Source organism: Streptomyces sp. NPDC054765, assembly GCF_053612065.1.
Window position 1 is genome coordinate 47,698 of record NZ_JBSHBP010000040.1, and the last position, 18,679, is coordinate 66,376.

General features: G+C 72.6%; 14 protein-coding genes, 1 pseudogene and 1 riboswitch. Of the genes and pseudogenes, 6 read left to right on the plus strand and 9 right to left on the minus strand.

Annotated elements, in window-relative coordinates:
- Positions 1 to 96: 96 nt before the first annotated feature.
- The 3 genes from ACWGJY_RS24010 to ACWGJY_RS24020 form a co-directional block, all read right to left on the minus strand.
- On the minus strand, positions 97 to 1,545 hold the full coding sequence (locus tag ACWGJY_RS24010; protein WP_453262891.1) for an MFS transporter: 1,449 nt from the start codon (positions 1,543 to 1,545) through the stop codon (positions 97 to 99).
- A gap of 229 nt (positions 1,546 to 1,774) precedes the next feature.
- The gene (locus ACWGJY_RS24015; protein ID WP_453262892.1) at positions 1,775 to 2,995 is read right to left on the minus strand and encodes a lipid-transfer protein; all 1,221 of its coding nucleotides are present in this window, start codon (positions 2,993 to 2,995) and stop codon (positions 1,775 to 1,777) included.
- Positions 2,996 to 3,139: 144 nt separating this feature from the next.
- The gene (locus ACWGJY_RS24020; protein ID WP_453262893.1) at positions 3,140 to 5,326 is read right to left on the minus strand and encodes an acyl-CoA dehydrogenase; all 2,187 of its coding nucleotides are present in this window, start codon (positions 5,324 to 5,326) and stop codon (positions 3,140 to 3,142) included.
- A gap of 707 nt (positions 5,327 to 6,033) precedes the next feature.
- Here ACWGJY_RS24020 and ACWGJY_RS24025 point away from each other — a divergent pair.
- The 4 genes from ACWGJY_RS24025 to ACWGJY_RS24040 all read left to right on the plus strand — a co-directional run bounded on the left by ACWGJY_RS24025 (position 6,034) and on the right by ACWGJY_RS24040 (position 9,902).
- Positions 6,034 to 6,702 carry a class I SAM-dependent methyltransferase gene (locus tag ACWGJY_RS24025; RefSeq protein ID WP_453262894.1) on the plus strand — a complete coding sequence of 223 codons (669 nt, stop codon included), beginning with the start codon at positions 6,034 to 6,036 and terminating at the stop codon, positions 6,700 to 6,702.
- Positions 6,703 to 6,721: 19 nt separating this feature from the next.
- On the plus strand, positions 6,722 to 7,681 hold the full coding sequence (locus ACWGJY_RS24030) for an N-acetylmuramoyl-L-alanine amidase (RefSeq protein ID WP_453262895.1): 960 nt from the start codon (positions 6,722 to 6,724) through the stop codon (positions 7,679 to 7,681).
- Positions 7,682 to 7,879: 198 nt separating this feature from the next.
- Positions 7,880 to 8,695, plus strand: coding sequence for a DUF5336 domain-containing protein (locus ACWGJY_RS24035; protein WP_453262896.1), 816 nt, complete (start codon positions 7,880 to 7,882; stop codon positions 8,693 to 8,695).
- A gap of 196 nt (positions 8,696 to 8,891) precedes the next feature.
- On the plus strand, positions 8,892 to 9,902 hold the full coding sequence (locus ACWGJY_RS24040; RefSeq protein WP_453262897.1) for an LLM class F420-dependent oxidoreductase: 1,011 nt from the start codon (positions 8,892 to 8,894) through the stop codon (positions 9,900 to 9,902).
- 15 nt (positions 9,903 to 9,917) lie between these two features.
- Here the strand turns inward: ACWGJY_RS24040 and ACWGJY_RS24045 are convergent, their stop codons facing one another.
- The 4 genes and pseudogenes from ACWGJY_RS24045 to ACWGJY_RS24060 all read right to left on the minus strand — a co-directional run bounded on the left by ACWGJY_RS24045 (position 9,918) and on the right by ACWGJY_RS24060 (position 14,310).
- The gene (locus ACWGJY_RS24045; RefSeq protein WP_453262898.1) at positions 9,918 to 10,721 is read right to left on the minus strand and encodes a maleylpyruvate isomerase family mycothiol-dependent enzyme; all 804 of its coding nucleotides are present in this window, start codon (positions 10,719 to 10,721) and stop codon (positions 9,918 to 9,920) included.
- An 88-nt stretch (positions 10,722 to 10,809) separates the two neighbouring features.
- Positions 10,810 to 11,880: a prenyltransferase gene (locus ACWGJY_RS24050; RefSeq protein WP_453262899.1), complete on the minus strand. Its 1,071-nt coding sequence runs from the start codon at positions 11,878 to 11,880 to the stop codon at positions 10,810 to 10,812.
- Between the two features lie 215 nt (positions 11,881 to 12,095).
- A pseudogene (locus ACWGJY_RS24055) lies at positions 12,096 to 12,827 on the minus strand (class I SAM-dependent methyltransferase); the annotation flags it as partial.
- Positions 12,828 to 12,897: 70 nt separating this feature from the next.
- Complete coding sequence (locus ACWGJY_RS24060; RefSeq protein ID WP_453262900.1) at positions 12,898 to 14,310, minus strand: glycosyltransferase family 4 protein; 1,413 nt, start codon at positions 14,308 to 14,310, stop codon at positions 12,898 to 12,900.
- 239 nt (positions 14,311 to 14,549) lie between these two features.
- On the opposite strand from ACWGJY_RS24060, the gene ACWGJY_RS24065 reads away from it, so the two are divergent.
- Positions 14,550 to 15,182: a TetR family transcriptional regulator gene (locus tag ACWGJY_RS24065; protein ID WP_453262901.1), complete on the plus strand. Its 633-nt coding sequence runs from the start codon at positions 14,550 to 14,552 to the stop codon at positions 15,180 to 15,182.
- A 147-nt stretch (positions 15,183 to 15,329) separates the two neighbouring features.
- Here ACWGJY_RS24065 and ACWGJY_RS24070 read toward each other — a convergent pair whose 3' ends face one another.
- Both ACWGJY_RS24070 and ACWGJY_RS24075 read right to left on the minus strand, forming a co-directional pair.
- The gene (locus tag ACWGJY_RS24070) at positions 15,330 to 15,563 is read right to left on the minus strand and encodes a ferredoxin (RefSeq protein ID WP_453262902.1); all 234 of its coding nucleotides are present in this window, start codon (positions 15,561 to 15,563) and stop codon (positions 15,330 to 15,332) included.
- The gene (locus ACWGJY_RS24075; protein ID WP_453262903.1) at positions 15,563 to 17,014 is read right to left on the minus strand and encodes an aldehyde dehydrogenase; all 1,452 of its coding nucleotides are present in this window, start codon (positions 17,012 to 17,014) and stop codon (positions 15,563 to 15,565) included. The genes ACWGJY_RS24070 and ACWGJY_RS24075 overlap by 1 nt, the downstream gene beginning before the upstream one ends.
- A 267-nt stretch (positions 17,015 to 17,281) precedes the next feature.
- Here ACWGJY_RS24075 and ACWGJY_RS24080 point away from each other — a divergent pair, with 267 nt between their 5' ends.
- A complete protein-coding gene (locus ACWGJY_RS24080) occupies positions 17,282 to 18,376 on the plus strand; it encodes an MBL fold metallo-hydrolase (protein WP_453262904.1) in 1,095 nt (364 codons plus the stop codon).
- 166 nt (positions 18,377 to 18,542) lie between these two features.
- Positions 18,543 to 18,661: riboswitch (cobalamin riboswitch) on the plus strand.
- The last annotated feature ends 18 nt before the right edge of the window (positions 18,662 to 18,679 follow it).

An 18,679-nucleotide genomic window follows, 5' to 3' on the forward strand; every position in this document is an offset into this window, starting at 1 on the left:
GCGGCGCAACGGCCGGCTGTAGAGGGAAAAGGACGGGCGGCGCAACGCAACGCCCGGCTGTAGCGGGAAGGGCGGGCGACGACGCCTGGTGCCGGTTCAGGCGTGGACGGCGTCCGCCCGTCGCCGCGGCAGCGCGAGGACCATCAGCAGAATGCTGCCCAGCAAGATCACCGAACCGACCTGGAAGGCCAGCCCGTAACCGTCCGCCAGGGCCTTCGGACTGCCGTGTCCCGCCTCGATTCGGGACGCGGCGATGGTCGACAGCACCGACAGGCCCAGTGCGCCGCCCATTTGGCGGGAGGTGTTGATCAGGCCGGAGACCAGCCCCTGGTTGGCGGGGTCGGCACCGGAGGTGGCGATCGCCGCGATCGGAGTCGCGGTCAGGCCCGCGCCCAGCGCCATCAGGATGCCGGGGCCGAGGATGGTGCCGAGGTAGGTGCCGTTGACGCCCATCGCGCCCTGCCACGCCATACCCGACGCGGAGATCACCGCACCGGCTATGGCCAGGGTCTTGGCGCCCAGCCGGCTCATCAGCCGCGGTGCGATCTTGGAGCCGAGGACGATGGAGAGCGAGTGCGGGATGAAGGAGAGCCCGGCCTCGAGGGGCCGGTAGCCCAGCACGTTCTGTACGTACAGGGACAGGAAGTACCACATGGAGAACATCGCGGCGCCGGCCAGCACCATCGCGCCGTTCGCCGAGTAGACCGAGCGCAGCCGGAAGAGCCCCAGCGGCATCAGCGGGGCCTTGGCGCGCGCCTCGACGGCGAGGAAGGCCGCGACCACGACCAGCCCGGCGGCCAGCGGCAGCAGCGCCGAGGCCGAGGCCCAGCCGTCCGTCTCGGTCTGCACGATCCCGTACGCCACCAGTGCCAGCCCGCCGGTCACCAGCAGCGCCCCGGGCACATCGAGCCGCCGCCCCGCGCCCTGCCGGCTCTCGGTGAGCCAGAGCACCGCACCGGCCAGCACCAGCGCCCCGACCGGGACGTTGATCAGCAACACCCAGCGCCAGGACAGATATTCGGTGAGCACCCCACCGACCAGACCGCCCACCGCGCCGCCGCCGGCGCCGACCGCCGTCCAGGTGGCGATGGCGCGGGTACGGGCCGGGCCGGCCGGAAACGACGTGGTCAGGATCGTGAGGGTGGCCGGTGAGAGCACGGCGGCGCCGACGCCCTGGACCGTCCGGGCCGCGATCAGCTGCCAGGGCTCCTGGGCCAGCCCGCCCCCCAGGCTCGCGACGGTGAACAGCGCCAGCCCGAGGACGAAGATCCGCTTACGGCCGAAGAGGTCGGCGGCCCGGCCGCCGAGCAGCATGAAGCCGGCGAAGGTGATCACATACGCGTTGACGATCCACTGCAGGCCCAGTTCGCTCAGACCCAGGCCGGTCCGTACGGCGGGCAGCGCCACGTTCACGACGGAGACGTCCAGGACGACCAGGAACTGCCCGGCGCACACCAGCAGCATCATCAGCCAGGCCGGAGCGGCCGTCCGGCGTGTGGTTCCGGGCAGGGTGGCGGGGGCGGTTATCGGCGGCATCCCGCCCATGCTCGCATTCGCCGCTTGAATCCCGCATCGGTATATCGATGCGCATGCCACATGACCGGAGACCTAAGCCGCAAGACCGAGGGGCGGGCGGCGGGGCGCGAGGGCGGGGACGGGGGCGGGGCGGGGCCCGTACGGGACGGAGGCTGCGGGCCCGTAGGGGGTGGTTGAGCCCCCAGCAGACCAACTACCCACACAATGCACCCGGTTACCGTACCGGCCCCGCCCGTCCTCACTCCCTGCGCAGCAACGTCACCACCGCGGCCCCGCCCAGGCCGATGTTGTGGGCCAGGCCCACCCGGGCGCCGGGGACCTGCCGCTCGCCCGCCGTGCCGCGGAGCTGCCAGACCAGCTCGGCGGTCTGCGCCAGGCCCGTCGCGCCCAGCGGATGCCCCTTGGAGATCAGGCCGCCGGACGGGTTGACCACCCAGCGGCCGCCGTAGGTCGTGGCACCGTCGGCGACCAGTTTCCCCGACTCCCCGTCCGCGCACATGCCCAACGCCTCGTACGTCAGCAGCTCATTGACCGAGAAGCAGTCGTGCAGCTCGATGACGTCCACGTCCTCGATGCCCAGGCCGCCGGCCGCGAACACCCTGCGGGCCGCGGCCCGTGTCATCGGTTTGCCGACGACATCGATACAGGAGCCGGAGGCGAAGCTCTCCTCGGTGTCGGTCGTCATGGCCTGTGCGGCGATCTCCACCGCCCGGTCGGCCAGACCGTGTTCGCGGACGAAGCGTTCGGAGGCCACCACGGCGGCGGCCGCGCCGTCGGAGGTCGGCGAGCACTGCAGCTTGGTCAGCGGCCGGTGGATGGTCCTGGCGGCGAGGATCTCCTCGACCGTGTAGACGTCCTGGAACTGGGCGTGCGGATTGTGGGCGGAGTGCCGGTGGTTCTTGGCGCCGACCGCGGCGAGCTGTTCGGCGGTGGTGCCGTAGCGCTCCATGTGCTCGCGGGCCGCATTGCCGAAGATCTGGGCGGTGGGCGGCGTCATCTCGAATCCGTGGGCAGCGGCCATCACCCCGTAGTGGCGTGCCACCGGGGAGGTCCCGCCCCCGGCATCGGTGGCTCCGCCACCGGCACCGCTGTCCGCACCCCCGCCCAGCGCGCCCCGCTTCATCTTCTCGAAGCCGAGCGCCAGGACGCAGTCATTGATCCCGGCCTCGACGAACTGGCGCGCCATCATCAGCGCCGTGGAGCCGGTCGCGCAGTTGTTGTTGACGTTGTAGACGGGGATGCCGGTCAGGCCCAGTTCGTACGCGGCGCGCTGGCCGGCCGTCGAGGCCTGGTAGCAGAAGCCGACCGGCAGCTGCTCGACGGCCTCATAGCCGATCCCGGCATCCGCGAGCGCCTTGCCGCCCGCCTCCTTCGCCATGTCCCAGTACTGCCACTCACGGGTCTCGGGCTTCTCGAACTTCGTCATCCCGACGCCGACGAGGTACGCCTTGCCAGCCATGCATGTCCTCCTGGAAGTGGCCGGATCCGGAGAGTCAGATCAGGGATTCAGGTCAGGGATTCAGGTCTGGAGTTCAGGTCTGGAGTTCAGGTCAGGGGTTCAGGTCAGGGTTCAGGTTCAGGTCAGGGATTCAGATCAGGAGAGTCAGATCAAGGGGCGGGGCTCCGGGTCCCGGGGCAGGCCGAGCAGCCGCTCCGCGACGACGTTCAGCTGCACCTGGGTGGTGCCGCCGGCGATGGTCAGACAGCGCGACATCAAGAAGCCGTGCAGCGCCCCCTCCCCGGCTCCCTCGCGCACCGCGCCGTCCGGGCCGAGCAGCTCCATCGCCAGCTCGGCGACCTTCTGCTGATGCGGGGTCTGCACCAGTTTGCGGATGCTGGCACCGGCCCCCGGCTCCAGGCCCGAGACCTGCTGGAGTGTGGTGCGCAGCCCGATACAGCCCAGGGCGTGCGCCTCGGCGGCCAGCGCGCCGACCTTCGCCCGCACCGATCCGTCCCTCTCCGCGGCGCGGTCGAGCAGCGCCTCCAGACCGGTGCCGAAGGTCAACTGGTCGGCCATGTGGACGCGTTCGTTGTCCAGGGTGGTACGGGCCACCTTCCAGCCGTCGTCGACCCCGCCGATCACCGCGTCGGCGGGCAGCAGCACCTCGTCGAAGTAGACCTCGTTGAAGAGGGCGTCGCCGGTGATCTCCTTCAGCGGGCGGACGCTGATGCCGGGGGCCTTCATGTCGACGACGAAGAAGGTCAGTCCCTTGCGCTTGGGCGCGTCCGGATCGGTGCGGGCGAGCAGGATGCCATGGCTCGACCACTGTGCCGCCGAGGTCCACACCTTCTGCCCGTTGATCCGCCAGCCGCCGTCGTCGGTCCGCTCGGCGCGGGTCCGCAGGGCGGCCAGGTCCGAACCGGCCTCGGGCTCGGAGAACAGCTGGCACCACGACAGATCCCCGCGCAGCGACGGCAGCAGATAGCGCTCCTGCTGCTCCCGGGTGCCGTGGGCGATCAGTGCGGGGACCACCCAGGCGGCGATGCCCAGATCGCTGATCCGGACCCCGGCTGCAGTCAGCTCCTGCTGGATCGCGAGCTGCTGTACGGGGCCCGCGCCCAGTCCGTAGGGCTCGGGGAGGTGCGGTGCGGCATAGCCGGTGGGGGCCAGTTCGCGCCGTACGGCCGCGGGGTCGAGGCCCCGTACGGTGTCGATGACCGTGCGGGCCGCCGTGCGGAACTCCGCAGCCTCGGCGGGGAGTTCCAGGCGCAGCACGCGCCGTGCGCCGTCGGCGCCGTAGCGGGCGGCGCGCAGTCGGTGGCGGTCACCGCTGCCGAGCAGCTGGCGGGCCACGGTCGCCCGGCGCAGATGGAGATGGGCGTCGTGTTCCCAGGTGAAGCCGATGCCGCCGAGGATCTGGATGCAGTCCTTCGCGCAGCTGAAGGCGGCGTCCAGGGCGGTCGCGGTGGCCAGCGCCGCGACCAGTCCGCGGACCGTGGGCGGCTCGTGGAGCGCGCGGGCCGCGTCCCAGACGAGGGCGCCGGCCTGCTCGCAGCGGACGAGCATGTCGGCGCAGAGGTGTTTGACCGCCTGGAACTGGCCGATCGGACGGCCGAACTGCTCGCGTACCTTGGCGTGTGCCACGGCGGTGTGCAGTGACCGGGCGGCCGTCCCGCAGCTCTCGGCGGCGAACAGCACCCCGGCGACATCGCGGACGAGGTCGCTGTCGAGGGCCAGCAGCCGCTCGCCGGGCACCGCCACGGCGTCCGCGCTCACCTCGGCGGTCGGCCGGGTCGGGTCGGCACTCTCCTGGACGCGAACGGACAGCGTCCCGGCGTCGACGGCGAGCCAGACGGTGTCCGTGGCGGTCTGCGCGGCCAGCACGATCAGATCGGCGTCGGCGCCGGCGAGGACCGGGGGCGCGGTGCCGTCCAGGACGTAGCCGCCGGCGTGCGCCACGGCGGTGAGGGAGCCGGGGCCGAGGGCGACGGCGGCGATGCGCCGGCCGTCGGCCAGGGCCCGTACGAGGGGCCGGTGGGCGCCGTCGCGGTGCAGCAGTTCGGCCGCGAGGGTGGTGGGCAGATAGGGGCCGGGGAGTGCGGCGCGGCCCATTTCCTCCAGGACGACGGCGAGGTCGAGCAGTTCGCCGCCACCGCCGCCGTCGGCCTCGGGCAGATGGAGCCCGAGCAGGCCCTGTGCGGCGAGCTGGTCCCAGTAAGGGGGCCGCCCCTGCTGCCCGTGCGCGGTGTCGAGCAGTTTGCGCACCTCGTCGGGCGGCACGGCGCGGGCGGCCCACCCGCCCGCTGCCGCGGCCAGGTCACGTTGCTCCGGTGTGATTCCGATGCCCATGCGGGGCAGATTAGAACACGTTCCATTGTGATGGAAGGTCAGGAACGGGACGGGGCACGGGCCGGGAGGTCGGGGATGCACGGCGCCAGGGGCGCCCGAGAGCGCGGACACCAGGCCTGGAGTGCGCGGGGCACCCCAGGGGACCGGAGTGCGCCCCGCTCCGCCCCGTCCTGCCCCGTCCCGTCCTGCCCTGCCCCGTCCCGTCCCGTCCTGCCCCGGCTCCATCCGCACCCCCATCCCCGCCCGCGTTGCGACGCGCCCAGGGGCCGTCCGGGATTCCGCAGGGAACGGTTCGGATGCGAACAGGAAACGGTCCGGTGAATTCCGGTACGAGTCACACACACCGCCGCAAGCCGCCATTACCTCCCCGCCGACTCCGCCGTCACGAATTCGGCACTTTCGGGCATCAGGCAATCGACCGACGGTAAAGCGCCGGGAACAGACCGGGAACAGAAGGGAACAGACAGGAAACCGGCGGAAACCCAACGAGAAACCGGCGGGAACCCAGCAGGAACCCAGCAGGAGCCCGTCGGGAACCCGGCGGAGAACCGACGAGAACAGCCGCCTCGTCCGGCGCGCGGAAATACCGGCCGCGTTCCGATATCCGAATGCCGGAAGGCGGAAGGCGGAAGGCGGAGACCCGCATACCGCCCGCCCCACCCCGTACGGCACGATGAGCCCCTGACCGCACCATCAGGAGGAAGCCCATGTCCGCTCCCACGGCTCCCACGGCTCCGACCGCTCCGCAGCCGGAGATCCTCGCCGCATTCCAGGCGGCGAAGGGCTTCATGCCCGTGGACGAGGGCCTCGCGCTGTACGAGGCGGCGGTCACGGCGGGGGCGCTCGGGCTGCCCCTGGTGGAGGTCGGCACCTACTGCGGCCGGTCCACGATCCTGCTGGCGGACGCGGCCCGCGCCGCCGGTGTCATGGCCGTCACCGTCGACCACCACCGGGGCAGCGAGGAGCAGCAGCCCGGCTGGGAGTACCACGATCCGGCCGTCGTCGACCCCGAGGTCGGCCGGATGGACACCCTGCCCACCTTCCGCCGCACCCTGCACGCCGCGGGTCTGGAGGAGCAGGTGATCGCCCTGGTGGGCCGGTCACCGCAGGTCGCGGCCGTCTGGCAGGCGCCGGCAGGTCTGGTCTTCATCGACGGCGGGCACACCGACGAGCACGCCACCGCCGACTACGAGGGCTGGGCGCCGCATCTCGCGCCCGACGGGCTGCTGGTCATCCACGATGTCTTCGCGGACCCGGCGGACGGCGGCCAGGCCCCGTACCGCATCTACCGCAGGGCCCTGGAGTCCGGCGCCTTCACCGAGATCTCGGCCCATCGGTCGCTGCACGTACTGCGGCGCACCGGGGCCGGTATCTGAGGGGGTTACGATCGCCGACGTGTCGAACGGCAGTACTTTCCCCCCGCGCCGCCGCCTGCGCGGCACCCTCCTCGTCGTCGTGGCCGCCGTGGTGGTCGCCGCCCTGGGGGGCTGGCTGGCCTGGCGGTCGTCGGGCGACGGCGGCGGGCCGCCGAGAGCCGGGCAGCCCGCGCCGGGCCGGTCGTCGGGGAACGGGACCGGCGGCCCGGCCGGACCCGGCAGCGGCGCCCCCGACGGCAAGGGCAGCGGCCACGGCTCCCCGGGCCATGGTTCCGGCGGTGAGGCCGGCGGGGGTGCCCCGCACGGCAGCCTCAAGGGCAAGGTCGTGCTGATCGACCCCGGCCACAATCCCCGCAACAGCGATCACGGCCGGGAGATCGCCCGGCAGGTGGACATCGGCAACGACCACAAGGAGTGCGACACCACCGGCACCGCCACCAACGACGGTTACGCCGAGGCGTCCTTCACACTGGACGTCGCCCGCCGCGCCCGCACCCTCCTCCGGGACGAGGGCGCCAAGGTCGTGTTCACCCAGGACGGCGACCGCCCGTACGGGCCGTGCGTCGACGAGCGCGCCGCCATCGGGAACAAGGCGCACGCCGATGCCGCGCTCTCGATCCACGCCGATGGCTCGGACGCCGGCAACCGCGGCTTCCACGTCATCCTCCCCGCCCGCGTGACGGCCGGCCCCGCCGATACCGCCTCGATCGTCGGGCCCTCGCGGAATCTGGGCGAACGGCTGGCCGGCCGGTTCCTCGCGGTCACCGGAAGCGCACCGTCCAATTACATCGGCCACGGCACCGGCCTCGACGTACGCTCCGATCTCGGCGGCCTCAACCTCTCCTCGGTGCCGAAGGTGTTCATCGAGTGCGGCAATATGCGCGACCCGAAGGACGCCGCGCAATTGACCGACCCCCGGTGGCGGCAAAAAGCGGCCCGCGGGATCACCGAGGGCATTACGGACTTCTTGACGCACTGACCGGACCACGGCGACGGCTGGGAAACCCGCCCGGTACCGGATCCGATACGTCATGCCGATAGCGCGCGGAACGAACAGGGCGGCCCGCAGGATTCGGCGCCGGGTTCCCCTTTACGATGGGTGGCCACCGCCGTGCCTCGCACTGCGCGCACCGCGACAGCGACGACCGGACCCACGAAACCGACAAAGGACCCTTACGTGAACATCCGCTCCCTCACTCGAGGCGACGGCGTGGTGATCGGAGCAGCGGTGTTGCTGTTCATCGCCTCGTTCCTCGATTTCACCGGCTACTCCGGCATCAACGCCTGGGATGCACTGAACACCCTGATGAGCGTGTACCTGGCCGGGGTGATCGGCGCGGCGGTCATCATCGTCAGCCGTGCGCTGCCGCAGCCGCGCAAGGTCGCCGGTCTCGATCTCGCCCAGTTCGGTGTCGCCCTCACCGTGTTCGCGGCCTGGACGGCGCTGTGGACCGTCATCGCCGCCCCCAGCGCCGGTGCCGGCCTGATCCTCGGCCTGATCGCCGCCCTGATCCTGGCCGGTGGCGCCGTCGCCGCCCCGCTCGTTCCGCCGCTCCAGGCCGCCCTGATCGGCGCCCCGAAGCCGCAGGCCGCCCCCTACGGCGCGGGCCCCAACCCGGGTTACGGCTACCCCGGCGCCCAGCAGCAGGCGAGCCACGGCTACGGCTACCCGGGCGGCCAGCAGCAGCCCCAGCCCGGCCCGGCCTACGGCCAGCAGGCGCCGGCCGACGCCACGGCCGGCAGCCAGGCGGCAGCCGCCCCCACGGGAGCCACCCCGGCGGCCGGCTCCCCCGCGGACTTCGCGCCGTTCTGGTTCGCGGTGCCCGTCGCGCGCCCGCTGTACGGCGAGGACGGTTCGCCGGCGCCGATCGCCGAACTGGCGCCCGGCACCTGGTACCTCGCGGTGGAGCAGCGCGGCCAGGCCCTGATCGCCCAGACCCAGGACGGCCGCCGCGGTGTCCTGCAGGACACCACCGGTATCCAGCGCGGCTGACACCGGACGCACAGCGGTCCTTTCCCGGCCCCTCGCCCTCGCGGGCGGGGGGCCGTTGCGCTGCCGGCGGTCCGGCCGTACAGTGCGCGGACATCAGCATTTCTGACGCACCGTCAGAACGGTTGGCTCACGGCCGGCCCGGATCACCGGCGCTGCACCCCTCGGTCACCGCCCGTCCCGAAGAGAGGCGATCGGTATGCGACTCGGTCTGGCACTGGGCTACTGGGGCCGCGGCCCGGACCCCCGGCACCTCGAACTCGCCCGCGAAGCCGAGCGGCTGGGCTATGACTCGGTGTGGACGGCGGAGGCCTGGGGCTCGGACGCCTTCACCGCGCTCACCTGGATCGCCGCCCACACCTCCCGCATCAAGCTGGGCACCGGCATCGCACAGATGGCGGCCCGCACCCCCACCGCCACCGCCATGCATGCGCTCACCCTCGACCATCTCTCCGGCGGCCGGCTGCTGCTGGGCCTGGGGCTGTCCGGGCCGCAGGTCGTCGAGGGGTGGTACGGACGGCCGTTCCCCAGGAGCCCGCTGACCGCCACCCGCGAATACGTGGACGTGATCCGCCAGGTCCTGCGCCGGGAGGGGCCGGTGGAGGCCGACGGGACCTTCCATCCGCACCCCTACCGCGGCGCGGACGGCACCGGTCTCGGCAAACCGCTCAAGCCCATCACCCACCCGCTGCGCGCGGACATCCCGCTCCTCCTGGGCGCCGAGGGCCCCAAGAACATCGCCCAGACGACCCGGATCGCGGACGGCTGGCTGCCGCTGTACTGGTCGCCGCAGCGCACCGACGTCTACCGGGCCTCGCTGGCGGATGCCCCGGACGGCTTTCTCATCGCGCCCATGGCCCGCGCCGTGGTCTGCGACGAGGTCGCCGAGGGACTGCTGCCGGTCAAGGCGATGCTCGGTTTCTACATCGGCGGGATGGGGCACGCCGCCAGGAACTTCCACGCCGACCTGATGGCCCGGATGGGCTTCGAGGAGGAGGCCCGGCGGGTGCAGCAGCTCTTCCTCGAAGGCCGCAAGGAGGAGGCCGTCCGCGCCGTACCGGACGCCTTCGCCGATGAGATCTCGCTGGTCGGCCCGCGCGAACGGATCGCGGAGCGGCTGGAGTTGTGGCGGGCCGGCCCGGTCACCGATCTGCTGGTCACCGCCCCGGACCCGCACACGCTGCGGGTCCTGAGCGAGCTCACCTCCTGACCGCGGCGGGTTGGTTCACCCGAAGCTCGCCCACTCCAGCCACTGGTCGAGCAGAGCGCGCTCGCCCAGCACCTCGACCCGGTCGCTGTCGGCGGGCAAGCGGCGGTAGAGGACCTGGAGCACATCGGTGAGGGGGCCGCGCAGCGCAACCGCCGCCTTTTCGTGGGTGCGGCGGTGGGTGGGCGCCTCCCCCGTGAGGTCGAGCAGCCACTCGGTGTCGAGGCCGGGCGGGGCGTCGGTGGCGTGGACGTGGATCGTCCGGCCGGGGCCGAGCAGCTCTGCCCCGCGTTCGGAGAAGCGGGCCGCCACCACAGGCAGTTCGCCGATCTGCAGCCACTCCTCCAGACAGTCCGCGGCGACCGGCGCGGGGACGTCGAAGGGGACACCGGCGGTGAGCGCCGCATCGGCCCGGTGAACGACCGTCTCATGGGTCATCCGGCGGGCCCAGAACCCCGTGTTGTGCACCGGCGTCCAGCTCCAGACCTCCGTATCGGGGCCGGCCTCCCGCAGTGCGGCCACGGTCTGCTCGACGCCCGCCGCCAGCCAGGCGTCCAGCGCCGCCGCGTCCTCGCCCTCGGGCCCGGCGCCCTCGGGGACGTCCGCCGGCTCGACGTTCTTCGAGGCCCGGGTGGCGACGATCGTGCCGACCCAGCGGTGCGCACCCCCCACATGCCGGGCGAGATCGGCCAGCGTCCAGTCGGGGCAGGTCGGCACGGTCGCCGAGAGATCGGCCGTCCGCACGATCTCCCGGAGCCTGCCGGTCTCGGCGAGGAGCTGAGCGCAGTATTCCTCGTGGGTGAGGGAGCCTTGGAGAGTCATGCGTCGCACAGTAATGCGCCCCGCCCCGGCTCGCCCTGTCTTTTCACAGCGCCCCGACGGGTCTCCCGGAGGGCCTCGACCGGGCCTCCTACCGGCAGCAGTCCGGGTCGAGGCCCTCCGGCAGTTGCTCGCCGCCGAAGACCGTGGTGGTGGCCTCGTCGCCGCCCAGGACGGCGACGGCGAGCAGGAGGGAACCGGCCGTCCAGGAGGTGAGTTCGCGTGGCCAGAGCGCGTCGTCGTCGAAGACATAACCGGTCCAGTACATGCCGTCCTCGGCGCGGAGGTGCTGCATCCACTTGAGGATCTGCACGGCCCGTTCGGACTCCCCCATCGCCCACAGCGCGAGCGCCAGTTCGGCGCTCTCGCCGCCGGTGACCCAGGGGTTGGGCAGCACACAGCGCACGCCCAGGCCGGGCACGACGAAGCGCTCCCAGTCCGCGTCGATGCGTTCCCTGGCCGCCGCGCCGCGGACCGCGCCGCCCAGGATCGGGTAGTACCAGTCCATGGAGTAGCGGGCCTTGTCGAGGAACCGCTCGGGGTGGCTGCGTATCGCATGGCCAAGACGGCCGGCCGCCAGTTCCCAGTCGGGCTGGGGCTCCTCGCGCTGTTCGGCGAGTGCGAGCGCGCAGCGCAGCGCCTGGTAGATGGAGGACGAGCCGGTCAGCAGCGCCTCGTTGACGGGTGTGCCGTCGTCCTCGCGCTTCCAGCCGATCTCGCCGCCGGGCTGCTGGAGTGCCAGGACGAAGGTGATCGCCGCGTGGACCGCGGGCCACATACGGTCGAGGAAGGCCTCGTCTCCGGTGGACAGGAAGTGGTGCCAGACGCCGACCGCGAGGTACGCGCAGAAGTTGGTCTCCCGGCCACGGTCGGTGGGCGCGTCCGCGTCACCGTCGGCGTAGGCCGCGTACCAGGACCCGTCCGGGTTCTGATGCCGTGCCAGCCAGTCGTACGCGGCCTCGGCGCGCTCGTGTTCGCCGGCCGCGTCCAGGGCCATGGCGGCCTCGGTGTGGTCCCACGGGTCGAGGTGGTGGCCCCGGAACCAGGGGATCGCGCCGTCCGACCGCTGGGTCGCGAGGATGCCGGCGACGGTGCGGGCCGCCTGTTCGGCGGTGAGCACCCCCGGCAGGACGAGCCGTTCGGTACGCCCGGGACTTGTCACTTGGCGGCCCCGTCGGAGGTCTTGGCGGAGGACTTGGCGGACGACTTGGCGGCAGAGGTCCTGACGGAAGCCTTCGCGCCGGACCTGGCGCCCTGCGCGGTCTTGCGGGCCGGTGCAGCGGACTCGGCCGCCGGCTTCGCAGCCTCGGCAGGGGAGGTCTCGGCAGTGGTCCCGGCGGGCTCACTCGCCCCGGCGGCGGCCGGCTCGGCGGCCGGCTCGGCGGCCGTCCCGGGCAGGTGCGGCTTGGTGGCGTAGACGACGAAGCTCTTGCCGATGACGGGGTTGAGCGCCCGCTCGGCGAGGCGGGTGGCCAGCGGCTTCTTCATGATGTCCCAGACCAGCAGCTTGTGGTAGGCCTGCACCGGCAGCGCCTTGTCGTTGTCCACCCCGAAGGCGCACTTGAGCCACCAGTAGGGGCTGTGCAGCCCGTGCGCATGGTGGGTGCCGTACGGCTCCAGGCCGGCCTCCCGCATCTTGCCGAGGAGTTCGTCACCGCGGTAGATGCGGATATGGCCGCCCTCGACCTCGTGGTAGGCGTCGCTGAGCGCCCAGCAGACCTTCTCGGGGCCGTACCGCGGGACGGTGACGGCGATCCGGCCGCCGGGGCGCAGCACCCGGACCATCTCGGCGAGCACCCCTTTGTCGTCGGGGATGTGCTCCATCACCTCGGAGATGATCACGACATCGAAGCTGTCGTCGGGGAACGGCAGGTTCAGCGCATCGCCCTCCATCGCGGTGGCGGAGGCGCCCGCCGGGGCCTCGCCCGCCTCCTCCATCGCGGCGAACCACGTGGCGACCTCGCGGATCTCCTCACCGTTCTGGTCGAGGGCGACGACCTGCGCGCCGCGCCGGTAGCACTCGAAGGCATGCCGGCCGGCGCCGCACCCCAGGTCGAGCACGCGGTCGCCCGGGGCGAGCGGGAAGCGGGAAAAGTCGACGGTCAGCACGGCGTTCTGCTTTCGTCCGGCGGTTGGTGGCGGTGGAGGCTGCGAAAAGGAGTACGGGCCGGGCCGGCCACTAGGCGTGTCCGGCGGGGCTCGGTGCGGGCGCGGCGCCGGCGGTGCCCGCGGACGCGGTCCGCAGGACGGCCTGCGCGGCGGCCCGGCCGCCCTGGAGGGCGATGGCCTCGCGGTAGCGCTCGGCGGTGCCGATCGCGGCCTGGCGCCAGGTGAAGCGGGCCAGTACCCGTTCCCGGCCGGCCGCGCCGAGCCGGCGGCGCAGCGTCTCGTCGCCCAGGAGGCGGAGCAGTCCGCCCGCCAGTGCGCCGGCGTCGCCCGGCGACACCGCGAGACAGGTCTCGCCGTCCGGCCCGGCGACCTCGGGGATGGCGCCGCCGGTGGTCGCCAGCAGCGGGGTGCCGGTGGCCATCGCTTCGGCGGCGGGCAGCGAGAAGCCCTCGTAGAGGGAGGGGACACAGGCGATCTGGGCGCTGCGGACCAGATCGACGAGTTCGCCGTCGGTGATGCCCTTGACGAACTCGATGGCGCCGGACAGCCCGAGCCGTTCGATGGCGGCGGCGACCGGCCCGTCGTCGGCGCGCTTGCCGACGACCACCAGATGCGCTTCGGGGTTCTCGGTGCGTACCTTGGCCAGCGCCTCGACCAGGTGTATCAGGCCCTTGAGGGGCACATCCGCGCTGGAGGTGGTGACGATCCGGCCCGGCACCTCGGGCACCGACGCATCTGGCGAGAACAGGTCGGTGTCGGCGCCGATGTGGACGACATGGATACGGCCGGGGCGGACGCCGAGGTCGTCGACGATCTCCTGGCGGGAGGAGCCGGAGACGGTCAGCACGGACGGCAGCCGCCGGGCGACCCGCTTCTGCATCCGGGTGAAGCCGTACCAGCGGCGCACCGAGGCGCGGCGCTGCCAGCCGCCGGCGGCCGCCAGGTCGAGCCGCCGGTCGACGGTGATGGGGTGGTGGATCGTGGTGACCAGCGGGGCGCCGAGCGCGCCGGGGCCGCCGAGCAGGCCGTAGCCGAGGGTCTGGTTGTCGTGGACGACGTCGAACTGGCCGCGGCGGGCGGCGAGATGGCGCCGGGCCCGCAGTGAGAAGGTCAGCGGCTCGGGGAAGCCGCCGGTCCACATCGTGCCGACCTCTAGGGCATCGATCCAGTTGCGGTACTCGCCGCGCTTCGGTGTGCGGAACGGGTCCGGCTGGCGGTAGAGGTCCAGGCTGGGCAGTTCGGTCAGGGGCACCCCGTCGTCGAGGACGGGGTAGGGCTGGGCGCCGATGACCTCGACGGTGTGGCCGAGCCGGGCCAGTTCGCGCGAGAGGTGGCGTACATAGACGCCCTGACCGCCGCAGAACGGGTTTCCCTTATACGTGAGCATCGCGATGCGCAGGGGACGCTCACCGTTCGACGGGGCGGAGGCCGAGGGGGCCTCTGCGGGGCGAGGCGCGGCTGCCTGGACGGCCTCTGCGGTCACGCTCGGCCCCCTTCTCACTGGACTTTCGCCGGAGCGTAACCGCTGGCGGTAATCTAGAACAAGTTTCAGAACTGATTGGCTACTGATCAGTTCACCGAGCTTCGAATCTACCGGCCGAGAACGATGCGAAAAGAGCCGCACCAGGTGATTCGCGCCACCACCCGCCCCCCTGCCATGCTGTGCCGAGCACACCACCGGCACCCGCCGCATCGCGGACGGAATGCCACGGAATGGGAAATATGACTACGGAATCCAAGGCGGCCAGACCGGCGCTTCCCGCGAGTCCTCCCCTGACCGAGCGTCAGGAGGCCCGGCGCCGCCGCATCCTGCACACCAGCGCCAAGCTGGCGTCCCGTGGTGGCTTCGACGCCGTGCAGATGCGCGAGGTCGCCGAGTCCTCGGGGGTCGCGCTCGGCACCCTCTACCGCTACTTCCCCTCCAAGGTGCACCTGCTGGTCGCCACCATGCAGGACCAGCTCCAGCACATGCACGAAACGCTGCGCAAGCGGCCGCCGTCGGAGCCGGACCCGGGCGCGCGGGTGGCCCAGACCCTGATGCGGGCGTTCCGCGCACTGCAGCGCGAGCCGCACCTCGCGGACGCGATGGTGCGCGCGCTGACCTTCGCCGACCGCTCCGTCAGCCCCGAGGTCGACACCGTCTCCCGGCTGACCACCGCGATCATCCTCGACGCGATGGGCCTGGACGGCCCCGCCACCCCCGAACAGCTCTCCGCGGTCCGGGTCATCGAGCACACCTGGCACTCGGCACTGATCACCTGGCTGTCCGGACGGGCCTCGATCGCCCAGGTGAAGATAGACATCGAGACGGTGTGCCGGCTGATCGACCTCACGGCGCCCGGGGCGGAGCGATAGCCCAAGGGGCTGGGTTAACCCCGGCCCCGGCACGGGTAGTTGGCCCGCAAGGGGCCCACCGGCCCCTTACGGGACCACCACCCCGCGCCCCCTACGGGCCCCGGCCCCCCGCCACGCCACTCCCACCGCCGCCCCGCCCCGGGCCGTTCACTCCTCGGGCGGGAAGACCGCCTCCCCGCTGCCGGCCGCGGTCAGGGTGATCGCCTCGACGGGGCAGCCCTCGGCCGCCGCCAGCACGTCCTCGCCGGCCTCCGTCTCCGGCGCCAGCGCGTGTGACTGCCGGGCTGAGTCCAGCCGGAAGCCGTCCGGCGCCGCCGCGACGCACATCCCGGACCCGATGCAGACGCGCCGGTCCACCTCCACCTGCCAGCGGTCCCCCATCAGGCACCCGCCGGCAGATGGATCATCTTGTGCTCCAGATATTCACCGAAGCCCTCGGGCCCGAACTCCCGCCCGATGCCGGAGTTCTTGTAGCCGCCGAACGGGCCGAGCATGTCGATGCTGAAGGTGTTCACCGAGTACGTCCCGGTGCGCACCTGCCGGGCGAGAGCGATGCCGTGGCCGACGTCGGCCGTCCACACCGAGCCGGAGAGCCCGTAGTCGGAGTCGTTGGCGATCCGCACCGCCTCCGCCTCGTCGTCGTACGGCAGCAGGCAGATCACCGGGCCGAAGATCTCCTCACGGGCGATCCGCATGGAGTTGGCGACCTCGCCGAAGAGGGTGGGCTCGACGTACCAGCCCGTCGGCTGCCCGGCCGGCCGGCCGCCGCCGGTGAGGACCTTGGCGCCTTCCCGCTGACCGAGCGCGATGTAGTCCAGCGAGCGCTGCTGCTGGCGGCGGGCGACCAGCGGGCCGAGTTCGGTGGCCGGGTCCAGCGGGTCGCCGACGGTGAGCGCGGACGCCGCCGCGGTGAACCGTTCGGCGATCTCGTCGTAGTGGCTGCGCGGGGCGAGGATCCGCGTCTGGGCCACACAGGCCTGGCCGTTGATCATCCAGGCGAACGGCACGATGCCGGCCACCGCCGCGTCCAGATCCGCGTCGGGCAGGATCACCGCGGCGGACTTCCCGCCCAGTTCCAGGGTGACCCGGCTGAGGTTGCGGGCGGCGACCTCCATGACCCGCTTGCCCGCCGCCACCGAGCCGGTGAACGACACCTTGTCCACGCCCGGGTGCCCGACCAGGTACTCGCTCACCTCGCGGTCCGCGGCCAGCACCGACAGCACGCCCCGCGGCAGCCCGGCCTCCGTCGCGATCTGCGCGAGGAGGTACGCGTCCAGCGGGGTTTCCGGGGACACCTTGAGCACCACCGAGCAGCCGGCCAGCAGCGCCGGCGCGAGCTTGGCGGCGGCGGTGAACTGCGGGACGTTCCACGGCACCACGGCCGCGACCACCCCGGCCGGCTCCCGCCGCACCAGCAGCGGCCCCAGCACCCCGGCCCGCCGCTCCTCGAACGGGAAGTCCCGGGCCACCGTCAGCGCCGCGTCCCACACCAGCATCGCGGCCAGCGACTGCACCATGACGCCGGAGGTGAAGGGGGTGCCGTTCTCGGAGCTGATGACCTTGGCGAACTCCTCGCTGCGGGCCGCGAAGGCGTCCTTGATACGGGTCACCACCGCGATCCGGTCCGCCAGCGGGGCGTTCGCCCACTCCCCGGAGTCGAAGGCCGTGCGGGCCGCGGCCACCGCGCGGTCGACATCGGCCCGTGCGGCGTGCGGCACCCGGCCGATGACCTGTTCGGTGTGGGGTGAGACGACCTCGATGGTGTCCCGGCCGGCCGGATCGGCCCACTCACCGCCTATGTAGAGCTTTCCGTGCTCGACGAGGTCGCTCATCGCTGCCGCCTCCCGCGGGTTGGCCACCGTCCGGCAATCCCTGACGGTTCCTGAGGACCCTGGACGGATCCCGGGATGTTTGCTGACGCTGCATCAGAATCACGTACCGCAACTGGAACTGATACCAGTTCCAGTGGGAGGAGTCCACGGCGCGGGCCGAATCCCAACGACCGAGGAAGGAGGGGCCGCTTCACGCCGCATTGAAACCAGTTCTAGTTATAGTGAGGGCCGGGTACCGGGTGTCTGCCGCACCGAGAGGGGACCGGGATGACGACGCAGGTGACCGACCACAAGGGCGGGGTGTGGAGCATCGCCGTCCCCATCCCGGACAACCCGCTCGGGCACACCCTCGTCCATCTCCTGGAGACCGACCGCGGGCCGGTGCTCATCGACACCGGGTGGGACGACCCGGACTCCTGGGACACCCTCGTCGCCGGCGTCAGCGCCTGCGGCTTCCCGGTCAGCGACCTCCACGGCGTGCTGATCACCCACCACCACCCCGACCACCACGGACTCTCGGCCAGGGTGCGGGAGGCCTCCGGGGCCTGGATCGCGATGCACGCCGCGGACACCGAGGTGGTCCGGCGCACCCGCGGGGCCGACCCTCGCCGGTGGCTCGACCGCCTGACCGCCAGGCTCGCGGCGGCGGGCGCACCGGACGAGCATCTGGCACCGCTGCGTCAGGCGCGGGCCGCAGGGCGCGGCCGGAAGCTGCCCGGACAGGGGGCCGCGCTGCCGGACCGCGACATCGCCCCCGGTGAGCTGCTCGATCTGCCGGGCCGGCGGGTGCGCGCCATCTGGACCCCGGGGCACACCCCGGGGCATGTCTGCCTCCACCTGGAGGAGGAGCACCCGTCGGGGCTCGCCCGCGGCTTCGGCCGGCTCTTCTCCGGCGACCATCTCCTCCCCGGCATCACCCCGCACATCGGCCTGTACGGGGACCCGGAGGACGAGGGGGTTCACCCCTGCCCGAACGACGTGGCAGGCTCGGCCGAGAGGGTGGGGGGCGGTCCCGACCCGCTGGGCGACTACCTCGACTCCCTCGAACGCGTCGGCCGGCTCTCCCCCGCCGAGGTGCTGCCCGCCCACCAGCACGCCTTCACCGACGCCGGCGGGCGCGTCCGTGAGCTGACCGCCCACCACGAGGCGCGGCTCTCCCAGCTGAGGGCGCTGCTCCGCGAGCCCCGCACCCCCTGGCAGCTCGCCATGGCCATGGAGTGGAACCGCCCGTGGGAGCAGATCCCTTACGCCTCCCGCAATATCGCCGTCTCGGAGGCCGAGGCCCATCTGCGCCGCCTGGTGAAGCTGGGGCACGCGGAGCGGGTGCCGGGGTCCGGCCCGCTGCGGTACCAGGCGGTGTGAAGGGGCGGGGGGCAGGGGGGCGTCGGATGCGGGCCTGGCGTATCGGCCGGCGCTGTCCGGTCCCGCCCGGTCCCGCCTTGTCCCGCCTTGTCCCGCCGGGTGCCGCCCCGTTCTGTCTCGTTCCGTCTCGTACGTGCGAGCGAGTGCCCGCCGGGCGCCGGTTAAGGTGTGCGGGACAACTTCATCCGTACCCGATCGGGGGAAGCCGGTGGAAATCCGGCGCTGACCCGCAACCGTGAGGACGGCCCCGCCCGCACCGTGCCCCGGCCCGGCGTGGATACCCGCACCGTGCCCCCGGCCCGG

Bases quoted from the DNA above. Each gene is read 5' to 3' on its own strand.
- ACWGJY_RS24015 (WP_453262892.1), bottom strand. From the start codon at position 2,995: ATGGCTGGCAAGGCGTACCTCGTCGGCGTCGGGATGACGAAGTTCGAG.
- ACWGJY_RS24025 (WP_453262894.1), top strand. From the start codon at position 6,034: ATGTCCGCTCCCACGGCTCCCACGGCTCCGACCGCTCCGCAGCCGGAG.
- ACWGJY_RS24065 (WP_453262901.1), top strand. From the start codon at position 14,550: ATGACTACGGAATCCAAGGCGGCCAGACCGGCGCTTCCCGCGAGTCCT.
- ACWGJY_RS24045 (WP_453262898.1), bottom strand. From the start codon at position 10,721: ATGACTCTCCAAGGCTCCCTCACCCACGAGGAATACTGCGCTCAGCTC.
- ACWGJY_RS24080 (WP_453262904.1), top strand. From the start codon at position 17,282: ATGACGACGCAGGTGACCGACCACAAGGGCGGGGTGTGGAGCATCGCC.
- ACWGJY_RS24075 (WP_453262903.1), bottom strand. From the start codon at position 17,014: ATGAGCGACCTCGTCGAGCACGGAAAGCTCTACATAGGCGGTGAGTGG.
- ACWGJY_RS24010 (WP_453262891.1), bottom strand. From the start codon at position 1,545: ATGGGCGGGATGCCGCCGATAACCGCCCCCGCCACCCTGCCCGGAACC.
- ACWGJY_RS24020 (WP_453262893.1), bottom strand. From the start codon at position 5,326: ATGGGCATCGGAATCACACCGGAGCAACGTGACCTGGCCGCGGCAGCG.
- ACWGJY_RS24040 (WP_453262897.1), top strand. From the start codon at position 8,892: ATGCGACTCGGTCTGGCACTGGGCTACTGGGGCCGCGGCCCGGACCCC.
- ACWGJY_RS24070 (WP_453262902.1), bottom strand. From the start codon at position 15,563: ATGGGGGACCGCTGGCAGGTGGAGGTGGACCGGCGCGTCTGCATCGGG.